Source organism: Streptomyces hokutonensis (genome assembly GCF_042751305.1).
In the GTDB taxonomy this organism is placed as follows: domain Bacteria; phylum Actinomycetota; class Actinomycetes; order Streptomycetales; family Streptomycetaceae; genus Streptomyces; species Streptomyces hokutonensis_A.
This window is the reverse complement of sequence record NZ_JBHYWD010000001.1, coordinates 54,032-73,142: the sequence shown is the minus strand read 5'-3', so window position 1 is coordinate 73,142 and position 19,111 is coordinate 54,032. Positions and strand designations below refer to the sequence as shown.

At 70.9% G+C, this 19,111-nt stretch carries 23 protein-coding genes; 8 read left to right on the top strand and 15 right to left on the bottom strand.

Translation table 11 applies throughout. The features are described 5' to 3' along the window. The first annotated feature begins 14 nt into the window (after positions 1 to 14). Positions 15 to 1,589 carry an apolipoprotein N-acyltransferase gene (lnt, locus tag ACFXC1_RS00355; protein ID WP_381236732.1) on the top strand — a complete coding sequence of 525 codons (1,575 nt, stop codon included), beginning with the start codon at positions 15 to 17 and terminating at the stop codon, positions 1,587 to 1,589. On the opposite strand, the gene ACFXC1_RS00350 is transcribed toward lnt, so the two are convergent. Further along, on the bottom strand, positions 1,507 to 2,418 hold the full coding sequence (locus ACFXC1_RS00350; protein WP_381236730.1) for a Gfo/Idh/MocA family protein: 912 nt from the start codon (positions 2,416 to 2,418) through the stop codon (positions 1,507 to 1,509). The genes lnt and ACFXC1_RS00350 overlap by 83 nt on opposite strands. Before the next feature lie 98 nt (positions 2,419 to 2,516). On the opposite strand from ACFXC1_RS00350, the gene ACFXC1_RS00345 reads away from it, so the two are divergent. Continuing rightward, the gene (locus ACFXC1_RS00345) at positions 2,517 to 3,029 is read left to right on the top strand and encodes a DinB family protein (RefSeq protein ID WP_381236728.1); all 513 of its coding nucleotides are present in this window, start codon (positions 2,517 to 2,519) and stop codon (positions 3,027 to 3,029) included. Positions 3,030 to 3,150: 121 nt separating this feature from the next. Continuing rightward, entirely contained in the window at positions 3,151 to 3,633 is a 483-nt protein-coding gene (locus tag ACFXC1_RS00340) for a hypothetical protein (protein WP_381236725.1), read from the top strand. Between the two features lie 27 nt (positions 3,634 to 3,660). On the opposite strand, the gene ACFXC1_RS00335 is transcribed toward ACFXC1_RS00340, so the two are convergent. The 8 genes from ACFXC1_RS00335 to ACFXC1_RS00300 form a co-directional block, all read right to left on the bottom strand. Beyond that, positions 3,661 to 4,194, bottom strand: coding sequence for a hypothetical protein (locus tag ACFXC1_RS00335; protein WP_381236722.1), 534 nt, complete (start codon positions 4,192 to 4,194; stop codon positions 3,661 to 3,663). A 102-nt stretch (positions 4,195 to 4,296) separates the two neighbouring features. Further along, the gene (gene ung / locus ACFXC1_RS00330; protein WP_019071064.1) at positions 4,297 to 4,980 is read right to left on the bottom strand and encodes a uracil-DNA glycosylase; all 684 of its coding nucleotides are present in this window, start codon (positions 4,978 to 4,980) and stop codon (positions 4,297 to 4,299) included. Between the two features lie 114 nt (positions 4,981 to 5,094). After that, positions 5,095 to 6,672 (bottom strand): ABC transporter substrate-binding protein, encoded by a 1,578-nt coding sequence (locus ACFXC1_RS00325; RefSeq protein WP_381236718.1) that lies wholly within the window; start codon positions 6,670 to 6,672, stop codon positions 5,095 to 5,097. A gap of 201 nt (positions 6,673 to 6,873) precedes the next feature. Continuing rightward, positions 6,874 to 7,635, bottom strand: a complete 762-nt coding sequence (locus tag ACFXC1_RS00320; RefSeq protein WP_381236715.1) for an SDR family oxidoreductase — start codon at positions 7,633 to 7,635, stop codon at positions 6,874 to 6,876. A 21-nt stretch (positions 7,636 to 7,656) separates the two neighbouring features. Continuing rightward, entirely contained in the window at positions 7,657 to 8,418 is a 762-nt protein-coding gene (gene fabG, locus ACFXC1_RS00315) for a 3-oxoacyl-ACP reductase FabG (RefSeq protein WP_262061757.1), read from the bottom strand. 142 nt (positions 8,419 to 8,560) lie between these two features. Then, a complete protein-coding gene (locus tag ACFXC1_RS00310; RefSeq protein ID WP_381236712.1) occupies positions 8,561 to 8,977 on the bottom strand; it encodes a DUF3037 domain-containing protein in 417 nt (138 codons plus the stop codon). Further along, positions 8,974 to 9,729, bottom strand: coding sequence for a HipA family kinase (locus ACFXC1_RS00305; RefSeq protein WP_381236709.1), 756 nt, complete (start codon positions 9,727 to 9,729; stop codon positions 8,974 to 8,976). Before ACFXC1_RS00305 ends, ACFXC1_RS00310 begins: the two co-directional genes overlap by 4 nt. A 301-nt stretch (positions 9,730 to 10,030) precedes the next feature. Next, the gene (locus tag ACFXC1_RS00300) at positions 10,031 to 10,516 is read right to left on the bottom strand and encodes an SGNH/GDSL hydrolase family protein (protein WP_381239361.1); all 486 of its coding nucleotides are present in this window, start codon (positions 10,514 to 10,516) and stop codon (positions 10,031 to 10,033) included. Positions 10,517 to 11,048: 532 nt separating this feature from the next. Here ACFXC1_RS00300 and ACFXC1_RS00295 point away from each other — a divergent pair. Next, the gene (locus ACFXC1_RS00295; protein WP_381236707.1) at positions 11,049 to 11,525 is read left to right on the top strand and encodes a Rieske (2Fe-2S) protein; all 477 of its coding nucleotides are present in this window, start codon (positions 11,049 to 11,051) and stop codon (positions 11,523 to 11,525) included. Between the two features lie 3 nt (positions 11,526 to 11,528). Here ACFXC1_RS00295 and ACFXC1_RS00290 read toward each other — a convergent pair whose 3' ends face one another. Further along, positions 11,529 to 12,179 (bottom strand): cysteine hydrolase family protein, encoded by a 651-nt coding sequence (locus ACFXC1_RS00290; protein ID WP_381236705.1) that lies wholly within the window; start codon positions 12,177 to 12,179, stop codon positions 11,529 to 11,531. 148 nt (positions 12,180 to 12,327) lie between these two features. On the opposite strand from ACFXC1_RS00290, the gene ACFXC1_RS00285 reads away from it, so the two are divergent. Beyond that, positions 12,328 to 12,795 carry a pyridoxamine 5'-phosphate oxidase family protein gene (locus ACFXC1_RS00285; RefSeq protein WP_381236703.1) on the top strand — a complete coding sequence of 156 codons (468 nt, stop codon included), beginning with the start codon at positions 12,328 to 12,330 and terminating at the stop codon, positions 12,793 to 12,795. Positions 12,796 to 12,817: 22 nt separating this feature from the next. On the opposite strand, the gene ACFXC1_RS00280 is transcribed toward ACFXC1_RS00285, so the two are convergent. Beyond that, on the bottom strand, positions 12,818 to 13,720 hold the full coding sequence (locus ACFXC1_RS00280) for a LysR family transcriptional regulator (protein ID WP_381236702.1): 903 nt from the start codon (positions 13,718 to 13,720) through the stop codon (positions 12,818 to 12,820). Between the two features lie 59 nt (positions 13,721 to 13,779). Beyond that, entirely contained in the window at positions 13,780 to 15,111 is a 1,332-nt protein-coding gene (locus ACFXC1_RS00275) for an aminotransferase class I/II-fold pyridoxal phosphate-dependent enzyme (protein WP_381236700.1), read from the bottom strand. A 65-nt stretch (positions 15,112 to 15,176) separates the two neighbouring features. Here ACFXC1_RS00275 and ACFXC1_RS00270 point away from each other — a divergent pair, with 65 nt between their 5' ends. After that, positions 15,177 to 15,863: a pyridoxamine 5'-phosphate oxidase family protein gene (locus tag ACFXC1_RS00270; RefSeq protein ID WP_381236698.1), complete on the top strand. Its 687-nt coding sequence runs from the start codon at positions 15,177 to 15,179 to the stop codon at positions 15,861 to 15,863. Continuing rightward, on the top strand, positions 15,863 to 16,495 hold the full coding sequence (locus tag ACFXC1_RS00265) for an FMN-binding negative transcriptional regulator (RefSeq protein WP_381236695.1): 633 nt from the start codon (positions 15,863 to 15,865) through the stop codon (positions 16,493 to 16,495). The genes ACFXC1_RS00270 and ACFXC1_RS00265 overlap by 1 nt, the downstream gene beginning before the upstream one ends. 20 nt (positions 16,496 to 16,515) lie before the next feature. On the opposite strand, the gene ACFXC1_RS00260 is transcribed toward ACFXC1_RS00265, so the two are convergent. The 3 genes from ACFXC1_RS00260 to ACFXC1_RS00250 all read right to left on the bottom strand — a co-directional run bounded on the left by ACFXC1_RS00260 (position 16,516) and on the right by ACFXC1_RS00250 (position 18,575). Beyond that, positions 16,516 to 16,899 (bottom strand): hypothetical protein, encoded by a 384-nt coding sequence (locus tag ACFXC1_RS00260; RefSeq protein WP_381236693.1) that lies wholly within the window; start codon positions 16,897 to 16,899, stop codon positions 16,516 to 16,518. Between the two features lie 31 nt (positions 16,900 to 16,930). Further along, the gene (locus ACFXC1_RS00255; RefSeq protein ID WP_381236691.1) at positions 16,931 to 17,935 is read right to left on the bottom strand and encodes an EamA family transporter; all 1,005 of its coding nucleotides are present in this window, start codon (positions 17,933 to 17,935) and stop codon (positions 16,931 to 16,933) included. 88 nt (positions 17,936 to 18,023) lie between these two features. Further along, a complete protein-coding gene (locus ACFXC1_RS00250) occupies positions 18,024 to 18,575 on the bottom strand; it encodes a Clp protease N-terminal domain-containing protein (protein ID WP_381236688.1) in 552 nt (183 codons plus the stop codon). 219 nt (positions 18,576 to 18,794) lie between these two features. Here ACFXC1_RS00250 and ACFXC1_RS00245 point away from each other — a divergent pair, with 219 nt between their 5' ends. Further along, a complete protein-coding gene (locus tag ACFXC1_RS00245) occupies positions 18,795 to 18,962 on the top strand; it encodes a hypothetical protein (protein WP_019071081.1) in 168 nt (55 codons plus the stop codon). The last annotated feature ends 149 nt before the right edge of the window (positions 18,963 to 19,111 follow it).

Below are 19,111 nucleotides of genomic sequence, written 5' to 3'. Positions count from 1 at the left end.
GGTAGGGGGTTCATATGAAGGCCTTCGGCGACTGGCTCGTCTCCCCCTGGCGGCGCTCACTGCTCGCCGTACTCGCGGGCGCGCTGCCCGTGTTCGCGTTCCCCGCGCCGTCGTGGTGGTGGTTCGCCTATGTCGCGCTCGTCCCGTGGATCCTGCTGACCCGCTCGGCGCCCACCGGGCGGCGGGCGGCGTACGACGGCTGGTGCGGCGGGCTCGGGTTCATGCTGGCCGTGCACAGCTGGCTGGTGCCGAGCCTGAGTGTGTTCATCGTGGTCATCGCAGGCCTGTTGGGCGTGCTCTGGGCGCCGTGGGGCTGGCTGGTGCGCCGCTTCCTCGGTGGTGTGCCGTCGCCCCGACGGGGGGCCGCCGCGCTGCTCGTGCTGCCCTCGGGCTGGCTGATGGTCGAACTGGTGCGGTCCTGGCAGGGGTTGGGCGGCCCCTGGGGTCTGCTCGGCTCCACGCAGTGGCAGGTGGAACCGGCGTTGCGGCTCGCCTCGGTCGGCGGGGTGTGGCTGCTGAGCTTCCTGGTGGTGGCCGTCAATGTGGCGGTCGCCGTGCTGGTCGCGGTCCGTGAGGTACGGGTGCCGGCGGTCGCCGGGCTCGTCGCCACCGCCGCCGTGACCTCGGCGGCCTGGGTGTGGTCACCGCGTCCCGACATCGACGGCCGGGTGCGGATCGCCGTCGTACAGCCCGGAATGATCGACGGCGACGACAGCGGCGAGCGGCGCTTCGACCGCGAGGAGCAGCTCACCCGCCAACTCGCCGGTCAGCACGTCGACTTGATCGCCTGGGGCGAGAGCAGCGTCAGCTTCGACCTCACCAAGCGGCCCGATCTCGCGCGCCGTATCGCGGCCCTCTCCGAGGAGACCGGCGCCGACATCCTGGTCAACGTGGACGCCGAGCGCTCCGACAAGCCCGGCATCTACAAGAGTTCGGTCCTGGTCGGCCCGAAGGGGCTCACCGGCGACCGCTACGACAAGATGCGGCTTGTCCCCTTCGGGGAGTACATCCCGTTCCGCTCGCTGCTCGGCTGGGCCACCTCCGTCGGCAAGGCGGCGGGCGTCGACCGCAGGCACGGCACCGAGCAGGTCCTGATGAACGTGGGGCACGGGTTGCGCATCGGCCCACTGGTCTGCTTCGAGACCGCGTTCCCCGACATGAGCCGCCATCTCGCCCAGGACGGCGCCGACATCCTCCTCGCCCAGTCCTCGACCTCGTCCTTCCAGAACAGCTGGGCCCCCGAACAGCACGCCACCCTCGCCGCCCTGCGCGCCGCCGAGACCGGCCGCCCGATGGTCCACGCCACCCTGACCGGCGTCTCCGCCGTCTACGGCCCGAGCGGCGAACGCGTCGGCCCCTGGCTCGGCACGAACTCGGACACGACTCGGGTCTACGACGTCCCGCTCGCGCACGGCGTCACGCCGTACGTCCGCTACGGCGCCTGGCCGGTGGGCCTGGCGCTGCTGGTGCTCGCGGCCATGTGCGCCGGTGAGGGCGCCACGGCGTTCAGGCTGCGGCGGACCGCTCCGCAACCGCTCGTACCACCCGCTCGCACAGCTCATGAGTCGCCAGCGCGTCCCGGGCGCTGAGCACCTTCCCCGCCCGTACGGCGTCCAGGAAGGCGAGTACGGCCTGCTCGATGCCGCGCTGCCGGGCCACCGGGACCCAGTCCCCACGGCGCCGTACGGTCGGCTGCCCCTTGTGGTCGACGACCTCGGCGAGGTTGACGACCTGACGCTTGGTGTCCTGCCCCGAGACCTCCAGGATCTCCTCCACCGAGCCGCTGAGCCGGTTCATCACCCCGAGCGCGGTGAAGCCGTCGCCGGAGAGCTGGAGCACGAGGTGGTGCAGCAGTCCGTCCCGGGTGCGGGCGCGCACGGTCACGTCGTCGACCGGCCCGGGCACCAGGAACCGCAGGGTGTCCACGATGTGGATGAAGTCGTCCAGGATCATCGCGCGCGGCTCCTCCGGGAGCCCGATCCGGTTCTTCTGCATGAGGATCAGCTCGCGCGGATGGTCGGCGCACTGCGCGTACCCGGGGGCGTAGCGTCGGTTGAAGCCGACCGCGAGCGACACGTTCCGCTCCTCCGCGAGCCGCACCAGGCGCTCGGAGTCGGCGAGTTGGTATGCGAGCGGCTTGTCGACGTACGTCGGTACGCCCGCCGCAAGCAGCCTGGTGACGATCTCGGGGTGCGCGGTGGTGGGCGCGTGCACGAACGCGGCGTCGAGGTCCTGCGCGAGGAGTGCGTCGAGGTCCGTGTGGCGCCGGTCCGCCGGCAGGTGAAGGGCGTCGGCGACGCGGGCGAGGGTGGCGGGCGTGCGGGTCTGCAGATGCAGTTCGACGCCGGGCAGGGCGCCCAGAACCGGCAGGTAGGCCTTCTGCGCGATGTCACCGAGTCCGATGCAGCCGACCTTCACGGAGCCTCCCTGGCGCTCGCCCAGCGGTACGTTCCCGGAAGCATACGGCGGGGTGATATCCGGTGGTGCGGGCGGACCGGGCACGCGAGGATGCGGGCATGACGATCGAGCGCAGTGAACCCGCGACCACCGCCGACGAACGCAGCATGCTGGACGGCTGGCTGAATTATCACCGCGAGACCCTCGCCCTGAAGTGCGAGGGTCTGACCGACGAACAGCTGAGGACCACTTCCGTGGAGCCCTCCACGCTGTCGCTCATGGGCCTGGTGCGGCACATGGCGGAGGTGGAGCGGAGCTGGTACCGCCGGGTCATGGCCGACGAGCAGGTGGGCCCGATCTACTTCACCGAGGAGGATCCGGACGGCGACTTCCATGTCACCGAGGCCGACACCTGGGCGGAGGCGCACGCCACCTGGCGGGCCGAGATCGAGGCGGCGAACGAGCGCGCGGCCCGGTTCACCCTGGACGACATCTCCTTGGGCAAGCACCGGCGCACCGGCGAGAGCTTCAACCTGCGCTGGATCCACACCCACATGATCGAGGAGTACGCGCGGCACAACGGCCACGCCGATCTGCTCCGGGAGCGGATCGACGGGAGCACCGGCGACTGACCGGCGTCACGTCACCCGGGGCGGGCGCGGGCCGTCCGTAAGGGGGCGGAGATCACCCGTGTGGGGCATCATCCGCCCGTCCGCTGTCACAAAGCGGGCCGGAACCAGCAGAGTTGCGCGGGTGCATCGAACGACGACCACCGCAACGCTCCTGGTCACCGTGGCTGTCTCGGCCCTGTCCGGCTGTGTGACCGTCCAGCGGCCACCGGCTCCCGCTCCCCCGGCCGCACCGTCCCAAGCGTCGGTGCCGCGCCCGGACGGCAGCGCGGAGCCGCAGGTCGTACAGGCTCCGGCCCGGGAGGCGCTCGAACTCATCGACCCCTCGCACCGTCCGAAACCGGCCACGCATCCGCCCCACCGCGCACCGGCTCCGCCCCCGCGGGCGGCGCAGGCACCGGTGCCGGTCCCCCGATCACACCCGCATCCGCACCCCCACCCGCACACCAAGCCACGGCATCCCCGGCAGCCTGGCGCGGACATCCCGGACGTGGTCAAGTCGGTGCCCAAGAGCCAGTCGGACGTGTGCGCCCTCGGCAGGAAGTACGGCGGCTGGCAGTCGGACAGTCCGCAGTCGATCATCTGCGGTCAGACGTACGGGCGTTGAGGCCGACGGGAACAGATCGGCCGGACTCTAGGGCCGCTGTCTCGGCGGCCCCCAGTTCCCCTCCCCGGCCGCACCGCCCTCTGTGTCGAGCCGCAGTTCCAACCGGCCGATCGCGGCCCGCACCCCGTTGCCGTAGCCGTCGTCGGCGAGGACCGCGCAGGCGGCGCGGGCGCGGCGGAGGTGGGTGCGGGCGGCGTCCGGGCGGTCGAGCTTGACGTAGTCGGCGGCGAGGTTGAGGTGCAGGGAGGGGTAGAAGCCGCGCACCGCGCCCGCCCCCTCGTGGCCGGTGTCCCCCGCCTCCCGCCCGTCCGTCAGCTCGTCCGCCGCCGACAACGCCCGGAGATCCCAGGCGAGTTCGTCGCTCGGGTCGTCCTGGGTGTCGGCCAGGTAGTGGGCCAGCGTGCAGCGGTGCAGCGGGTCGCCGTCCTCACCGAGCTCCGCCCACAGGCCGAGCAGCCGCTCCCTGGCCTCCTCGCGGTCGCCGCCGTGGTGCAGCATGACGATCTGTCCGATCCGCGTCAGCAGGGCGTCCGGCGCCGCCTGCTCCTGTCGCTCCGTCACAGCGTCCTCCGCACCTTGTCAGCCACCGTTGGCGTCCCCCTCGACGCTAACGGGCGCCACTGACAATCCCCGTCAGGCGGCCCCGGACCGGCCCCGGCGGGGTCAGCCCAGGTTCGGGATGCGCCAGTCGATCGCGGTGTGGCCCTGCTTGGCCACGGCCTCGTCGATCTGGGTGAACGGGCGGGAGCCGAAGAACTTCTTGGCGGACAGCGGGGAGGGGTGCGCGCCCTTGACCACCACGTGCCGCTCCTCGTCGATGAGGGGGAGCTTCTTCTGCGCGTAGTTGCCCCACAGGACGAAGACCGCCGGGTCGGGGCGGTCGGCCACCGCGCGGATCACCGCGTCGGTGAACTTCTCCCAGCCCTTGCCCTTGTGGGAGTTGGCCTCGCCGGAGCGGACCGTGAGCACCGCGTTGAGCAGCAGGACGCCCTGCTGGGCCCACGGCATCAGATAGCCGTTGTCCGGGATCGGGAGGTCCAGCTCCTCCTTCATCTCCTTGTAGATGTTCCGCAGGGAGGGCGGGGTCTTCACCCCGGGGCGGACCGAGAAGCACAGGCCGTGTCCCTGGCCCTCGCCGTGGTACGGGTCCTGACCGAGGACCAGCACCTTCACCTGGTCGTACGGCGTCGCCTCAAGAGCGGCGAAGACCTCCTCGCGCGGAGGGTAGACCGGACCCTTCGCCCGCTCCTCCTCGACGAACTCGGTCAGCTCCTTGAAGTAGGGCTGCTGAAGCTCGTCGCCCAGGACTCCGCGCCAGGACTCGGGGAGCATGGAGATGTCGGTCACGTCAACTTCCTTACCGTGTGCGGCGACTGCGATGCGGAGCGAGCGCGCGGGTGCGGTCGCTTCCATGTCCCAGAACCTACAGGCGACCACTGACAACCGGTGCCGCGATCCGGTTCACCAGCTCGTCTTGCGGTACAGCTGCCACATCATCATGATCGTCGACGGGTCGAGGGCCTGTTCCCCGCCGGAGATGTCGTCGCTGGCGGCCACGTACTGCCGGCCCTGCCACAGCGGCAGCAACCGGGTGTCGTCCACCAGGATCTGCTGGGCCTCCTCGAACTCCTTGACCACGTCGGCCCGGTCGGTCTCCTTGCGGGACTCGGGCAGCAGCACGTCGGTGATCTTCGGCGAGGGGTAGGGCGTACCGAGCGCGTTCTGCTGTCCCACGAAGGGCGCGATGAAGTTCTCGGCGTCGGGGAAGTCCGGGAACCAGCCGCGCCCGAACACCGGGTACTCGCCCTTCTGGTAGCCCGTCACATACGTCTTCCAGGGGCGGCTCCTCAGGGTGATGGTGAAGAGCCCGGAGGCGTCGAGCTGGCGCTTGAGTTCCTTGAACTCCAGGGCGGTCTCGGAGCCGTAGCGGTCGCTGGTGTACCAGAGGGTGAGCGGGACGCGGTCGGTGATGCCCGCGCGGGTGAGGATCTGCCGTGCCTTGGGGACGCTGGGGTCTCCGAAGTCGTCGAAGAAGGCGGTGGTGTGGCCGGTGAGGCCCTTCGGGACCATGGAGTAGAGGGGGTCCACGGTGTCCCGGTAGATCTTGTGGGTGATCGCCCCTCGGTCGACGACCTGGGCGACGGCCTTGCGGACCGCGGGGTTCCGGGCCCAGCGGTCCTTGGGGTTGAACACCAGGTAGTTGATGTCGGTGCCGGCGCCGTCGACCAGTTGCAGGTCCTTGGAGGGACTCCCCTGGAGGGCGACGATGTCGTCGGCGGCGAGGCCTCGGTAGGTGACGTCGATCTTCCGGTCCCGCAGCGCCTTCACCATGGTGCCCGAGTCCTGGAAGTAGCGGATCGTCACCGCGCTGTTCTCCCGCTTGGCGAAGCCCTGGTAACGGTCGTTGCGGACGAGTTGGGCCTGCTTGCCGTCGTCGTAGGATTTCAGGGTGTACGGCCCGGAGCCGAAGACCTTGCCGTCCTTGCGCAGGGAGTGCGCGGGGTAGTCGTCGGGGTCGACGATCGACATGGCCGGGGTGGCGAGCACGAACGGGAAGGTGGCGTCGGGCTTGTTGAGGTGGAAGACGACCTCGCGGGCGCCGGTCACCTGGACGCGGGCGAGGCTGCCCAGCAGGCCGGCGGGGCCGCCCGCGACGTCGATCTGTCTGATGCGGTCGATGGAGTGCTTGACGGCCCGGGCGTCGAGGGTGTCCCCGTCGGCGAACCTCATGCCCGCGCGCAGTTCGCAGCGGTATGTGATGTTCGAACCGTCCGTGAAACCACAGCTCTTGGCGGCGTCCGGCTCGGGGGTGGTCGCGCCGGTCGGGTAGGCGAGCAGCGTCTGGTAGATGTTGCGGAACAGCTCCCACGAGCCGTCCCAGGAAGCGGCCGGGTCGAGCGTGCTGGGGGCACTGGTGGTGCCGACGACGATGGGTGCCCGGTCGTCCGGATTCCCGTCCGAGAACATCCCGCATCCGGCCACCAGGGATATCGACGTGATCGCCGCGGTTCTCCGCAGGCCTCGGTTCCGGTTGAACACGCGCACGCTCCTCGATCCGCCATACCAAGGGTCGGCAGACCATACCGCAGTGCCCCGGCCGGTTGAGCAAGGTTCGGACGGGGCACTTGATCAGCGGTTTTATGACGACGTTGTCAGTCCGCTGTGCGCGTTTTCGTACCTCGACACGGGCGCCGGTTCCGTACAGGGAACAGCAAAGAAACCGGCGCCCGGGTCGTCGGGTCAGGCCACTCCGGCGTTCAGGAGGATGCCGCCGTCGACGACGAGGGTCTGGCCGGTGATCCACTCGGACTGGTCCGAGGTCAGGAAGGCGGCGGCACCGCCGATGTCGGAGGGCACACCGAGCCGGGCCAGCGGGTAGGAGGCGGCGGCCTCCGCCTCGCGGCCCTCGTACAGGGCGGCGGCGAACTTGGTCTTCACGACCGCCGGGGCGATGGAGTTGACCCGTACGCCGGGCGCGAACTCGTGCGCCAGCTGGAGCGTCAGGTTGACCATCGCGGCCTTGCTGACGCCGTACGCGCCGATGAACGGCGAGGCGGAGATCCCGGCGAGGGAGGCGATGTTGACGATGGCGCCGCCGTTGTCCTTCTGCCAGGCGTGCCAGGTCTTCTGGGCGAAGCCGAGCGCCGAGATGACGTTGGTCTCGAAGACCTTGCGCGCGACGTTCAGGTCGAGGTCGGCGATCGGGCCGAACACCGGGTTCGTACCGGCGTTGTTGACCAGGTAGTCGACGCGGCCGAAGGCCTCCATCGTGCGCTCGACGACGACGGCCTGGTGGGCCTCGTCGTGGGCCTTGCCGGCCACGCCGATGACGCGGTCGGCGCCGAGCGTCTCGACGGCCTCCTTAAGGGCGTCCTCGTTGCGGCCGGTGATGCAGACCCGGTCGCCGCGGGCGAGCAGGGCCTCGGCGACGCCGTAGCCGATGCCGCGGCTGGCGCCGGTGATGACGGCGACCTTGCCGGAGAGTTCAGGCAGTTCAGTCATTTTCGCGTGTTCCCGTGTTCCCTAGTTGAGCGGTCCGCCGGCGACGTACAGGACCTGGCCGGAGACGAAGCCGGCCGCCTCGTTGGTGAAGAAGGCGACGGCGTTGGCGATGTCGTCGGGCTCGCCGACGCGCTGCACCGGGATCTGGGTGGCGGCGGCGGCCTTGAAGTCCTCGAAGCCCATGCCGACGCGGGCGGCGGTCGCGGCGGTCATGTCGGTGGCGATGAAGCCGGGGGCGACGGCGTTGGCGGTGATGCCGAACTTGCCGAGCTCGATGGCGAGGGTCTTGGTGAAGCCCTGGAGACCGGCCTTGGCGGCGGAGTAGTTGGCCTGGCCGCGGTTGCCGAGGGCGGAGGACGAGGAGAGGTTGACGATACGGCCGAAGCCCGCGTCGACCATGTGCTTCTGGACGGCCTTGGTCATCAGGAACGAGCCGCGCAGATGCACGTTCAGGACGGTGTCCCAGTCGGAGACGCTCATCTTGAAGAGCAGGTTGTCGCGGAGCACGCCCGCGTTGTTGACCAGGATCGTCGGCGCGCCCAGCTCGGCGACGATGCGTGCAATGGCGGCCTCGACCTGCGCCTCGTCGGAGACGTCGGCGCCGACCGCGAGGGCCTTGCCGCCGGCCGCGGTGATCTTCTCCACGGTGTCCTTGCAGGCGGCCTCGTCGAGGTCGATCACGGCGACCGCACGGCCCTCGGCCGCGAGGCGTACGGCGGTGGCGGCGCCGATGCCCCGTGCCCCGCCGGTGACAATCGCGACCCGCTGCTCAGTGGTGGACATTGCTGGCTCTCCTCGCCCTTGAGAATCTCTCGCCCTGGAAATCTGCGGCCCGCCGGTGAGCGACCGCTTAGTACCTTCGGCAGACGTGACGCTAGAAGCCCTGGCACTCGGTGTCAACGCCACATGAGCCGGGTGTGATTCATTACCTCACCAGCAGGCCGAGCAGGCGCTCCGTCTCGGCCGCCGGATCGACGGTGAGACCGGTGTGTACGGGCCCGGGCTGCACGACGGTGGACCGGGGCGCGATCAGCCACCGGAACCGCCGCCCGGCATCGTCCCGCGCCGCCTGACCGGCCGCTTCCCCACCGGCACACACCCCTTCCACGGCACCCAGCGCGGCCCGGATCCCGGCCACATCGGCCTGCGGGTCGAGGGCGAGCAGCCTCGCCTCGTCCAGATGGGTGCGGGCGCCGACGTAGGACCGGGCGCGGCAGTAGACGAGGACTCCGGCGTTGATGCACTCGCCGCGTTCCACGCGCGGTACGACGCGCAGCAGGGCGTACTCGAAGACGTCCCGTTCGTTGGCCTCGCTGGGCCGGATGATGTGGCGCTCGGTCACTGGAGTCCCTTGATGCGCTCGTGGATGAAGGGCACGCGCGCGAGGAGGGGTGCCACGTACGCCTCACGGAGGAGGTCCGGGGTGTCGAAGCCGGGTTCGCCGGTCAGCCAGGCGTCGGGGATCTCGGCGGTGACCTCGGCCAGGAGTTCCCCGGTGACCTGCGGTGCCAGGTCGGCGGCGGCGGTCGCGAGGTCGGGCGCGAAGCGGGCGAGGGCGTGGTCGGCGGCGTCGTAGGGGCGGGCCGCCGATGCCTCCGCGCCGGGCCAGTTGTGGTGCCAGATCATGGTGGCGCCGTGGTCGATGAGCCACAGGTCGCCGTGCCACATCAGCAGGTTGGGGTTGCGCCAGGAGCGGTCGACGTTGTTGACCAGCGCGTCGAACCAGACGATCCGGCCCGCCTCCTCGGGGCTCACCGTGAAGGCCAGCGGATCGAAGCCGAGGGCACCGGAGAGGAAGTCCATGCCGAGGTTGGCGCCGCCGCTCGATCTCAGCAACTCCTGTACCTGCTGGTCGGGTTCGCCGAGCCCGAGCACCGGGTCGAGGTCGAGGGTCACCAGGCGCGGCACCCGGAAACCCAGCCGGCGGGCCAGCTCCCCCACGACGACCTCGGCGACGAGCGTCTTGCGGCCCTGTCCGGCGCCGCTGAACTTCATGACGTACGGCGCGAAGTCGTCACCCTCGACGAGCCCCGGCAGCGAGCCGCCCTCCCGCAGAGGCGTGATGTAGCGGGTCGCGATGACTTCCTTGAGCATTCTCCGAGGCTCCCTGGCCTTGCCGTCCACAACCGCTTCGGACGCGCCTTTGGCACGGAGTGAGCATTCTATGAGGAGTGGGGGGCGCCCGCTCTCACCAGGGCCGGGACAGCCGGCGCCCCCATCTTTTCCCACTCAGGTCATCGGCGGTACGCGACGCAGTGGAGTAGCTCTCCACCGCGGCGGCCATGGCCTGCTGGCCCTGGGCGTTGGGGCGGGCGCGGTCGGCGCCGCCGCGACCAGGGGTTCGATCCAGCGCTCACCGGCCAGCTTGCACATGTCGTGTCCGACCATCGCCGGATTAGGTGTCGACATAGGCCGCGCCGTGCGCCGACGCCTGGTCGGCGATCATCGCGTTGAGCTCCTTCTCGGTGTCCCGCAGATAGGCGAAGTCACCGGCCGCGAGCGGTACGGCGGAGCTGGTGCAGCCGACTCCGTCGTCCGGGAACAGGTCGGGACAGCCGACCACCACGACCCTGGCCCGGGGAGCCCGCTCGTGGACGGCGGCCAGTGCCCCGGCGATCTTGGGAGCGGTGTCGTCGATGCGCAGCGCCAGCCGGTCCGTGCCGTCGCTCGTGAAGAAGGTCTGGCACGGGTTGCCGGTCGGGTTCTTGGACGTCAGTCCGGCGCAGGTGGCCAGGTTGCCGGAGAAGCCGATGTCGTTGCCGCCGATGGTCAGGGTGACCACGTCGGCGTCCGCGCCGAGGGCGTCCAGTTGCGGCGCCGTCGAGCCCTGAGGTCCGGCCAGGGCGGTCGTGGTGGCGCCCGAACAGCTGACGTCCGTCAGCTGCCAGTTCCTGGCCGACGCGAGGAGCGACGGATAGTTCTGGTCGGACCGCGCACGTGGCGTCGAGCTGGGTCGGTATGCCGGGCCCGGAGGCGTACGAGTCGCCCAGCGCGACGTAGTTCACGGTGTGCGCGGTGTGCGCCGAGGCGCTCGCCGCCGTGGCCCGCGACGGACAGGGCCATCGCGCAACCCGTCACCGCGGCGCCGCGCAGCAGGCTCCGCCGGCCGGGAGATCTCTTGCTCTGCTCGTTCAAGTCCGTCCATTCGTCGGGCCCCCGCGACCGACGCCTGTCGGCGGCGGAGGCTTTGTCCTGGCGGGACTGGAAACGGCGCGCGCGCCAAAGAGGTTCACTCACGGCTTCACCGGGTGCGTGTACAGGCCTTATGCAGGGCCGACAGCGAAACGACAGCGAGGTTTTACGCCTGCCTGATCTCGATCAGGCCAAGCTCTCGACACCGTCTGAACGACGGTCATCCGGATCCCGTACCCCTTTGCAGACCACAAATGCTTTCTTCTGGAAGGAACGTCAGCATGACCAGCGATTCGATCGAACCCGTTACGGCGCCCTCCCGTCGCACCGCGTTGGCGGCGGTCGGCGCGGCGGGACTCGCCGTCGCGCTGACCGCGTGCTCGTCGAGCGACGACTCCTCGTCGAACTCCTCGGACACCTCGGGCTCCACCACCACCTCCGGCGCGTCCACCGCCCAGGGTGACGCCGGCGGCACCGAACTGGCGAAGACCACCGACATCCCCGAGGGCGGCGGCAAGATCTTCGCCAGCCAGGGCGTGGTGGTCACCCAGCCGACGGCGGGCACCTACAAGGCGTTCTCGTCGAAGTGCACCCACCAGGGCTGCGCCGTGACCACCATCACCAACGGCGTCATCGGCTGCCCGTGTCACAAGAGCGAGTTCTCCATCACCGACGGCAGTGTGAAGCAGGGTCCCGCGACCCAGGCGCTGCCCGCCGAGCAGATCACCGTGACCGGGGACTCCATCACGCTGGCGTGACGGTCAGCGTCGATCGGCCCTGCGCGGTCGTTTGAAGCAGCCCAGCACCTCGTCCGTGGTCGCGACCGTGGCGACCAATGCGAGGGTGTTGCGGATCATCGCGGGGGTGTACTCCGAGGGCACCCCCGCGATGGCGTCCCTCGGTACGACGACGGTGTAGCCGCGGTTGACGGCGTCGAACACGGCGTTCGGGATCGCCACGTTGGCCGAGACGCCGGTCACGATGAGTGTGCGACAGCCCAAGTTCCGTAGCAGCGCGTCGACTTCGGTGCCCTGGATCGGTGACAGGCCGTGCAGCCGTCGTACGACGAAGTCCTCCTCGGCGACCTCGATCGGGGGTGCCACGCGTACCGCCGCGGTGCCCGAGAGCTGCTGGACGGGCAGGCGTTCGGCGGCGCGGAACAGGCGGGCGTTGTGGTTCGCGCCCCGGCCGTCCGGGCGGCGTTCGGCAAGCGCGTGGATCACCTGGACCCCGCTCTCGTGCGCGGCGGCGACCAGCCGCGCGATGTTGGCGAGCGCGCCCGACGAGCGTGCGGCGAGGGCGAGTTCGGGCAGCGCGCTGTCCGGGCCGACCACGCCCTGTTGACATTCGACGGTCAGCAGGACAGTGCTCACCGTGTCGAGGATCTCACTGAGTTGTGCGTGCGACGGCATGGCTCTCCCTTGTCGTCGACGGCCGGGGCGGGTGACAGTAACGAGCATCGCGTGCGTACGGAAGACGGCCGGCGACCGTCCGGCCACTTTCCTGACGAACCGTCAGAAGCGGCTGCCCGCCGCTCGCGCCGTAGCCGAAGGGGATCGCATGACCGCCACTCAGCGTCGAGGCCGGAAGATCATGATGACACCCGAGGAGCTGGACGAGTTCCTCGCCGCCGAGCGGACCTGCCGCGTCGCGACCGTCTCCGCCGACGGGGCCCCGCACGTCAGCCCGCTCTGGTTCGCCTGGGACGGCACCTCGCTCTGGCTGTACTCGATCACCCGCAGCAAGCGCTGGGCCGATCTGCGCCGCGACCAGCGCGTCGCCGTGGTCGTCGACGGCGGGCACGCCTACGACGAGCTGCGGGGCGTCGAGCTGTCCGGGACCGTCGAGTTCGTGGGCGAGTCCCCGCGCACGGGTGAGCCGCGTCCCGAACTCGTCGCCGTGGAGAAGCTGTTCGCGCAGAAGAACTTCGGCCTGGACTCGATGCCGTACGACGGCCGGCACGCCTGGATACGGCTGACGCCGGACACGGTCACGTCCTGGGACTTCCGCAAGTTGGCGGCGCTGTAGGCGAGTTGCTCCGGGCAGGACGTCAGACGACCGTCTCGGCCGCCGCCCGCAGCGCCTCGACCGCCGCACGGATGGAGGGGCGGCGGTCGGCGTCGGCGCGCCAGACGACGTAGACATGGCGGCTCACCGGATGCTTCAGCGGGACGGTGACGACTCCGGCGGGCATCGGGCTGCGGCCCAGCAGGGGTGCGATGCAGACGCCCAACCCGGCGGCCACCAGCCGCAGTTGGGTGTGCGTCTCGGCGGCGCGGTGGCCGATGATCGGCTCGATGCCCCGGGAGCGCAGGGTGAACATCAGCCACTCGTGGCAGAACTCGCCCTCGGCCCAGGTGATCCACTCGTCCTCGGCGAACTCCCCGAGGTCGACCTCGTCGCGGTCCGCCAGCGGATGCCCGGCCGGCATCGCCACATCGGCGGGGTCGTCCAGGATCGGCGCCTTGACCAGGCCGTCGGGCAGCGGCATCGGCTTGTTGTACCAGTCGAGGACGACCGCGAGGTCGAGATCGCCGCGCACGACGCCCGCGATACCGCTCTCGGGCTCCAGTTCGGTGGAGCGGACGCGCAGCGCGGGGTGCTGGGCGCGCAGCGCGGCGAGTGCGGCGGGGAAGAGGCCGCGGGCTGCGGTCGGGAACGCGGAGAGTCTCAACTCGCCCACCACCTGGCCGCGTTGGGCCTCCAGGTCGGCCTGGGCCAGCTCCACCTGGGACAGGATCCGGCCCGCGTGCTCGGCGAGCAGCCGGCCGGCGTCCGTGAGCCGCACCCCCCGCCCGTTCTTGGCGAGGAGCTGCTGCCCCACCTCCCGCTCCAGCTTGGACATCTGCTGCGACACGGCCGAGGTCGTCACATGCAGTCCCTCGGCGGCACCGCTGACCGAGCCATGCCGGGCCAGGGCGTCCAGGGTGCGCAGCCGCTCCAGGTTCAACATGTAAGCGATGCTACGAGACAGCCGGAGTCGCATCCCGCTCGCGCTACAGGGTGACGCCTCTACGCGTAACCGCGCATCGGAGTCCGGCCGCACGCGGAGGCGATCGCCTCGGCCAACCGCCCGGTCTCGTCGGCGGTCAGCGTCGAGACGGTGATCCGGATGCCGGGCGGTGCGCTCATCCGGAAGCGGGCGCCGGGGGCGACGGCCCAGCCGGAGTGAAGGAGGCGGGAGACCGCGCCGGTCTCGTCCGGTACCGGGATCCACACGTTGAGACCGCTGCGGCCGTACGCCGTGACCCCGCGGTCGGCGAGCGCGGCGATCAGCGCGTCCCGGCGACGGCCGTAGGCGGCGGCCACCGCCGGGGTGTCCACCGCGCCGTCGTCCCACAGCCGGGCCACGGCGCGCTGGGCGATCCGGCTGACCCAGCCAGGACCCAGGCGCTGGCGGCCACGGACCCGGTCGAGGGTGACGGTGTCCCCGGTGAGCACGGCGAGGCGCAGATCGGGGCCGTAGGCCTTGGCGACCGAGCGTACGAAGGCCCAGTGGCGGGTGGCGCCGGCCAGCGGGTGCAGGGGCTGGTCGACGATGCCGTGGCCGTGGTCGTCCTCGATCAGCAAGGTCTCCGGGTGGTCGCGGAGCAGGGAACGCAAGGCACGCGCGCGCGTGGCGCTCACCACGGCTCCGGTGGGGTTCTGCGCCCGGTCGGTGACGATCAGGGCCCGCGCGCCGGACTCCAGCGCGGCGCGCACGTCGTCGGGGTGCGGTCCGTCGTCGTCGACGCGGACGGGGGTGACGCGCAGTCCGAGCGCCGGAACGAGGTCGAGCAGGCTGCCCCACCCCGGGTCCTCGACGGCGACGGTGTCACCGGGCTTCAGATGGGCGGCGAGGACGCGCTCGATGGCGTCCAGCGATCCGGAGGCGACGGCCACGGGACCGGCCGGCACGCCGTCCGCGTCCAGGGCGGCCCGCGCGATGCGTGCCAGCTCCGGTTCGACCGGGTCCTCGCCGTACATGACGGGTTCCCGGTCGGACAGCTCGGCGGCCCAGGCGAACGCCCCGGCGAGGGAGGGCAGCAGGGCGGGATCCGGGTTGCCGTGGGACACCTCGCGCACCCCCTCCGGCACCTCCACGCGAATGTGCTCACGCCCGGTCGTGGCCGGCTTCGGCCGCACCCGGCTGCCGCGCCGCCCGGCGGTCTCGATGACCCCGCGCTCCCGCAGGGTCCGGTACGCGGCCGCGACCGTATTGGGATTCACCCCCAGCTCTACGGCCAACTCCCGCATCGGCGGCAGCAGTTGCCCCGGCTCCAGCTCGCCCGAGCCCACCGCGCGCTCGACGTCGGCAGCGATGTCGGCTGCGCGTCGCCCTTCGATCCGATATCCTCCTAGCACAAATCCAACTATGCACTAGTGCAATACACATCGCAACTCGAACACCGATGAACACGGAGAACGTCATGCAGGGGACCACCACGCAGCCCATACCGCAGCCCGCGGCGTACACGCCGACCGACCTGACCGTCCCCACGCGTTCCGCGGAACGGGCGTCGTACGACAAGGAGTTGGTGCACGCGATACTCGACACGGCCTACGTCTGCCATCTCGGCTTCGTGCGCGACGGCCGGCCGGTCGTGCTGCCGACGCTGTTCGGGCGGGTCGGCGAGCGGCTGTATGTGCACGGTTCGACGGGTGCGCGTCCGCTGCGGATGACGGGGCAGGCAGACCCCGGGCTCCCGGTGTGCCTGACGGTGACCCACGTGGACGGTCTGGTGCTGGCCCGTTCCGCCTTCCACCACTCGATCAACTACCGCTCCGTGGTGGTGCACGGCATCGCCCACCAGGTGACGGACCCCGAGGAGAAGCGGACGGCCCTGGACGCGCTGGTCGACCATGTCGTGCCCGGCCGTGCGGCGGACTCCCGGCCCGGCAACAAGAAGGAACTCGCCGCCACCATGGTGATCCGCCTCGACCTCGACGAGGTCTCCGCCAAGCTCCGCACCGGCGGCGCCAACGACGAGCCCGAGGACCTGGACCTCCCCCACTGGGCCGGCGTCCTCCCGCTGAACACCGGCTACGGCACCCCGCTCCCGAACGACGACCTGTCCCCCGCCGTCGAACTCCCGGACTACCTGTCGGTGTTGTGATGCTCATCCACCCCTGGGACGCGCCGCAGGACGACGCCGAGTGGCAACACTGGCTGTCCGCCCACGACTTCGGCCAACTGACTGTCAACGGCCCACCCGGAGAACCCCCGTTCGTCCAGCCCCTCCACTTCGCCTACGACCCCGAGCGCGGCGAGGCGGTCACCCACCTGGCCCGCCCCAACCCCCTGTGGCCGGCGCTGGAGTTGAACCCCCAGGTGGTCCTGAGCGTCGTCGACGACTACGTGTACATCCCCGGCCCCTGGCAGGCGGACCCGGACGTCCCACCGGAACACGGCGTCCCGACCAGCTTCTACGCGGCCGTCCAACTCCGCTGCACCGCCCACCTCGTGGACGACCCGACCGAGAAGGCAACCCTCCTCAACCGCCAGGTCGCCCACTTCCAGCCCGAGGGCGGCTCCACCCCGGTCGCCCCGGGCGAACCACCCAACGGCCGCCTGCTGTCCGGCATCCGCGCCCTACGCCTCGAAGTCACCGGCGTACGAGCCAAGTTCAAGTACGCGGGCAAGCGGTCCGCCGAGGTTCAGGACCGCATCGCGGCCGCGCTGGTGGAGCGGGGTGGGGTGCGGGATGACGTGGCGCGGGGGCATTTGGTACGGCGGCGGGAGGGGTGAGGGTGCGGGGCGGCCTGTGGTCAGCCGAAAAAGAGCTCGACGTCCTTGTGCAGACAGAGCCGCATCACGACGACCAGCCGGCGCGCGTCAGCGATGTGGCGTAGCAGCAGGGGATTGCCGCCGTCGTGCCACCCCTGGTCGACGATGGCTTCCAGTCGGGGCAGCATGGCCGCACATTGCGCGGGCGTGAAGTCTGGGCCTTCGTTGTCCGGATGGTCGAGCAGCGGTTCCAGCGCGGTGGCGACGCTGCTCCACGGACGGTCTCCGCCGAAGCCGTACATCTCGTCGAGGTCGAATCCCTCGGCCTGGGCCAGCCACCGCCTGAACTCGTCGAAGCCGCTGTAGGACCACTCGACGTCCGGACTGGTCACGTCGCCGTCTGCGGGGTGGAGCATGAGCCCCATGCGGTGCTCCTTCCACATGCCCGGCTTGAGCCTAGGCAGCCGTTCCCCGGCGGGACAACTCCCTTTCGCGGCCCCCGGTCGCGACCGGTTCCTCCGAGCCCTTCGTGGGGGCCGAGGACTGGGCGATGAACGCGCCCAGGAGGACGACCGCTCCGCCGATGATCTGAGGGGCGGAGAGGTGTTCGCCGAGGAGGATCCAGGCCAGGACCGTCGCGATGACCGCTTCGAGGCAGGCGACGACGCCAGCGACCTGTGGGGAGAGGCGGCGGACGGAGACGACTCCGGTGACGTAGGCCAGGACTGTGGCGATCAGGACGATCCAGGCGAGGAGGAGCGCGGCGGGGACCGCGTTGCCGTTCATGTGGGCGTCGCCCTTGAGGACGGACCAGTGCATGGTCCAGGGGCGGGCCACGGCGGTGAGGACGAGGGCGCCGACGAGGAGGCCGTAGGCGATCACGCCGAGCGGGTCGGGGGCCTCGGTGCCCGCGTCGCCGCCCTGGTCGGAGAGGACGAAGTAGCCGACCTGGCAGCAGGCCGCGGCGAGCGCGAGCAGCAGGCCGACGGCGTCGAAGCTCCGGCCCGACCACACATCGACGACACAGGCGAGGCCGCCGGCCGCGAGGACCACGCCGAGGGCGGCGGCGCGGGTGACCGGACGCCGCTGCACGAACCGCACCCAGCCGAGCACGAGGGCGGGCGCGAGGTACTCGACGAGCAGGGCGACGCCGACGGGTATGCGGGAGATCGCGGCGAAGTAGCAGGCCTGGACGCCGGCGACGGCGAGCAGTCCGAAGCCGAGGAGCAGTGCGGGGCGTTGGCGGACGAGCGCGCGGTGGCGCAGGGCGAGCGGCAGCATCACCAGGGAGGCGCCGGCCACCCGCAGCCACACCACGTGCAGCGGGTCGAGGCCCGCCTCGATCAGCGGTTTGGCCGCGACTCCGGATCCGCCGAAGGCCAGCGCGGACCCGAGCGCCAGACCGAGCCCGACACCCTTCGCACCACCGGCTGCACTGCTCTCAGACGTATGCACGGCCACATGATGACAGGGGATGACATGAGCGTCATCCCTGTTGACACCTGTCTCAGCGCGTGGACGGCCTCCGCGCGGTCGGCGACCGGCGCGATCAGCAGCCCGGTTCGCCGCCCGCGACGTACTCGCCCGGCCGGCTCTCGATCCACACCAGTACCTCGGGGGACTCGATGCCCGCGCGGTGCAGGACCTCGACGGCGCGCGCCTCGGGGTCCGCGACGAGCGCGGCGAGGAGGTCGATGCCGCCCGCCAGGTCGCCGTCGCGGAGTTCGGCGCGCTCGCAGGCGTACTCCAGGGCGCCCGCGGCCAGCGGCGACCAGCCCTCCGCCGCCGGGATCACGGGGATCGCGCCGGAGTCCTCGACGCTGCCCTGCCAGCGCAGGCCGTAGCCGATGCTGCGCTGCACCAGATAGCCGAGCAGTCGGGCGATCTGGGGGCCGTCACCGAAGACGGCACGTGCCTCGGGGTCCGACTCCAGGAGGCTGTGCAGCAGATGGGCCGTGTCGATCTGCCGGTCCCCGTCCCGCAGGGCCCGGCGGCGGGCACCCGCCACCACCGCTGCCAGCTCTGCAGTGAGTCTGGCATCGTTGTCCGCGCGGTGAATGCCCTGCTCGCGGTTCGACTGCCTGGGAATACGGGGTTGCACACTCTTACCCCATCAGTCCCCCGCATTGAGGGCATCCCCGGAGGGGAGCATTTCGGCATCCCACACAGAGTGGACCCGGGGCGACGGGATCTCCTCCTTACGGATGAGATCACGCGCCTCAACCCCGAGGGGCGCGCGCCGCCTTGCCGCGCGCCCCTTGCGCAACCGCGCCGCACCGGGCGCACGTCTTTCGCGAACGTGGAGAGCAGGTGCTGGCTGGTGGCACTGCCGGCGGTCGACGGCAGGCAGTACGTGTACCGGGTGTACGCCCCGGAGGACGCACTGCCCGCCGACCTGTTCTGGGACGCGTGGCACTGCCACGACGAGAGCGCCCACCCGCGCGCGTGGGACCTGTTCGACGCTGCGGTGATACGGCGCGTGGGCTGAGGCCGGCGAAACCGACGCCGACGAAGCCGGCACGCTCCGAACGCGGGCCCCGCGGACACTTCCTGACGGTTCATCAGTATTGAATGTTGCGCGCCCTGCGGCTACGTTCCGCGACACCGTAGCCCGACAGCACCGTAGCCCGACAGGAA

Bases quoted from the DNA above. Each gene is read 5' to 3' on its own strand.
- lnt (WP_381236732.1), top strand. From the start codon at position 15: ATGAAGGCCTTCGGCGACTGGCTCGTCTCCCCCTGGCGGCGCTCACTG.
- ACFXC1_RS00345 (WP_381236728.1), top strand. From the start codon at position 2,517: ATGACGATCGAGCGCAGTGAACCCGCGACCACCGCCGACGAACGCAGC.
- ACFXC1_RS00320 (WP_381236715.1), bottom strand. From the start codon at position 7,635: ATGACTGAACTGCCTGAACTCTCCGGCAAGGTCGCCGTCATCACCGGC.
- fabG (WP_262061757.1), bottom strand. From the start codon at position 8,418: ATGTCCACCACTGAGCAGCGGGTCGCGATTGTCACCGGCGGGGCACGG.
- ACFXC1_RS00305 (WP_381236709.1), bottom strand. From the start codon at position 9,729: ATGCTCAAGGAAGTCATCGCGACCCGCTACATCACGCCTCTGCGGGAG.
- ACFXC1_RS00295 (WP_381236707.1), top strand. From the start codon at position 11,049: ATGACCAGCGATTCGATCGAACCCGTTACGGCGCCCTCCCGTCGCACC.
- ACFXC1_RS00290 (WP_381236705.1), bottom strand. From the start codon at position 12,179: ATGCCGTCGCACGCACAACTCAGTGAGATCCTCGACACGGTGAGCACT.
- ACFXC1_RS00285 (WP_381236703.1), top strand. From the start codon at position 12,328: ATGACCGCCACTCAGCGTCGAGGCCGGAAGATCATGATGACACCCGAG.
- ACFXC1_RS00280 (WP_381236702.1), bottom strand. From the start codon at position 13,720: ATGTTGAACCTGGAGCGGCTGCGCACCCTGGACGCCCTGGCCCGGCAT.
- ACFXC1_RS00270 (WP_381236698.1), top strand. From the start codon at position 15,177: ATGCAGGGGACCACCACGCAGCCCATACCGCAGCCCGCGGCGTACACG.
- ACFXC1_RS00265 (WP_381236695.1), top strand. From the start codon at position 15,863: ATGCTCATCCACCCCTGGGACGCGCCGCAGGACGACGCCGAGTGGCAA.
- ACFXC1_RS00260 (WP_381236693.1), bottom strand. From the start codon at position 16,899: ATGGGGCTCATGCTCCACCCCGCAGACGGCGACGTGACCAGTCCGGAC.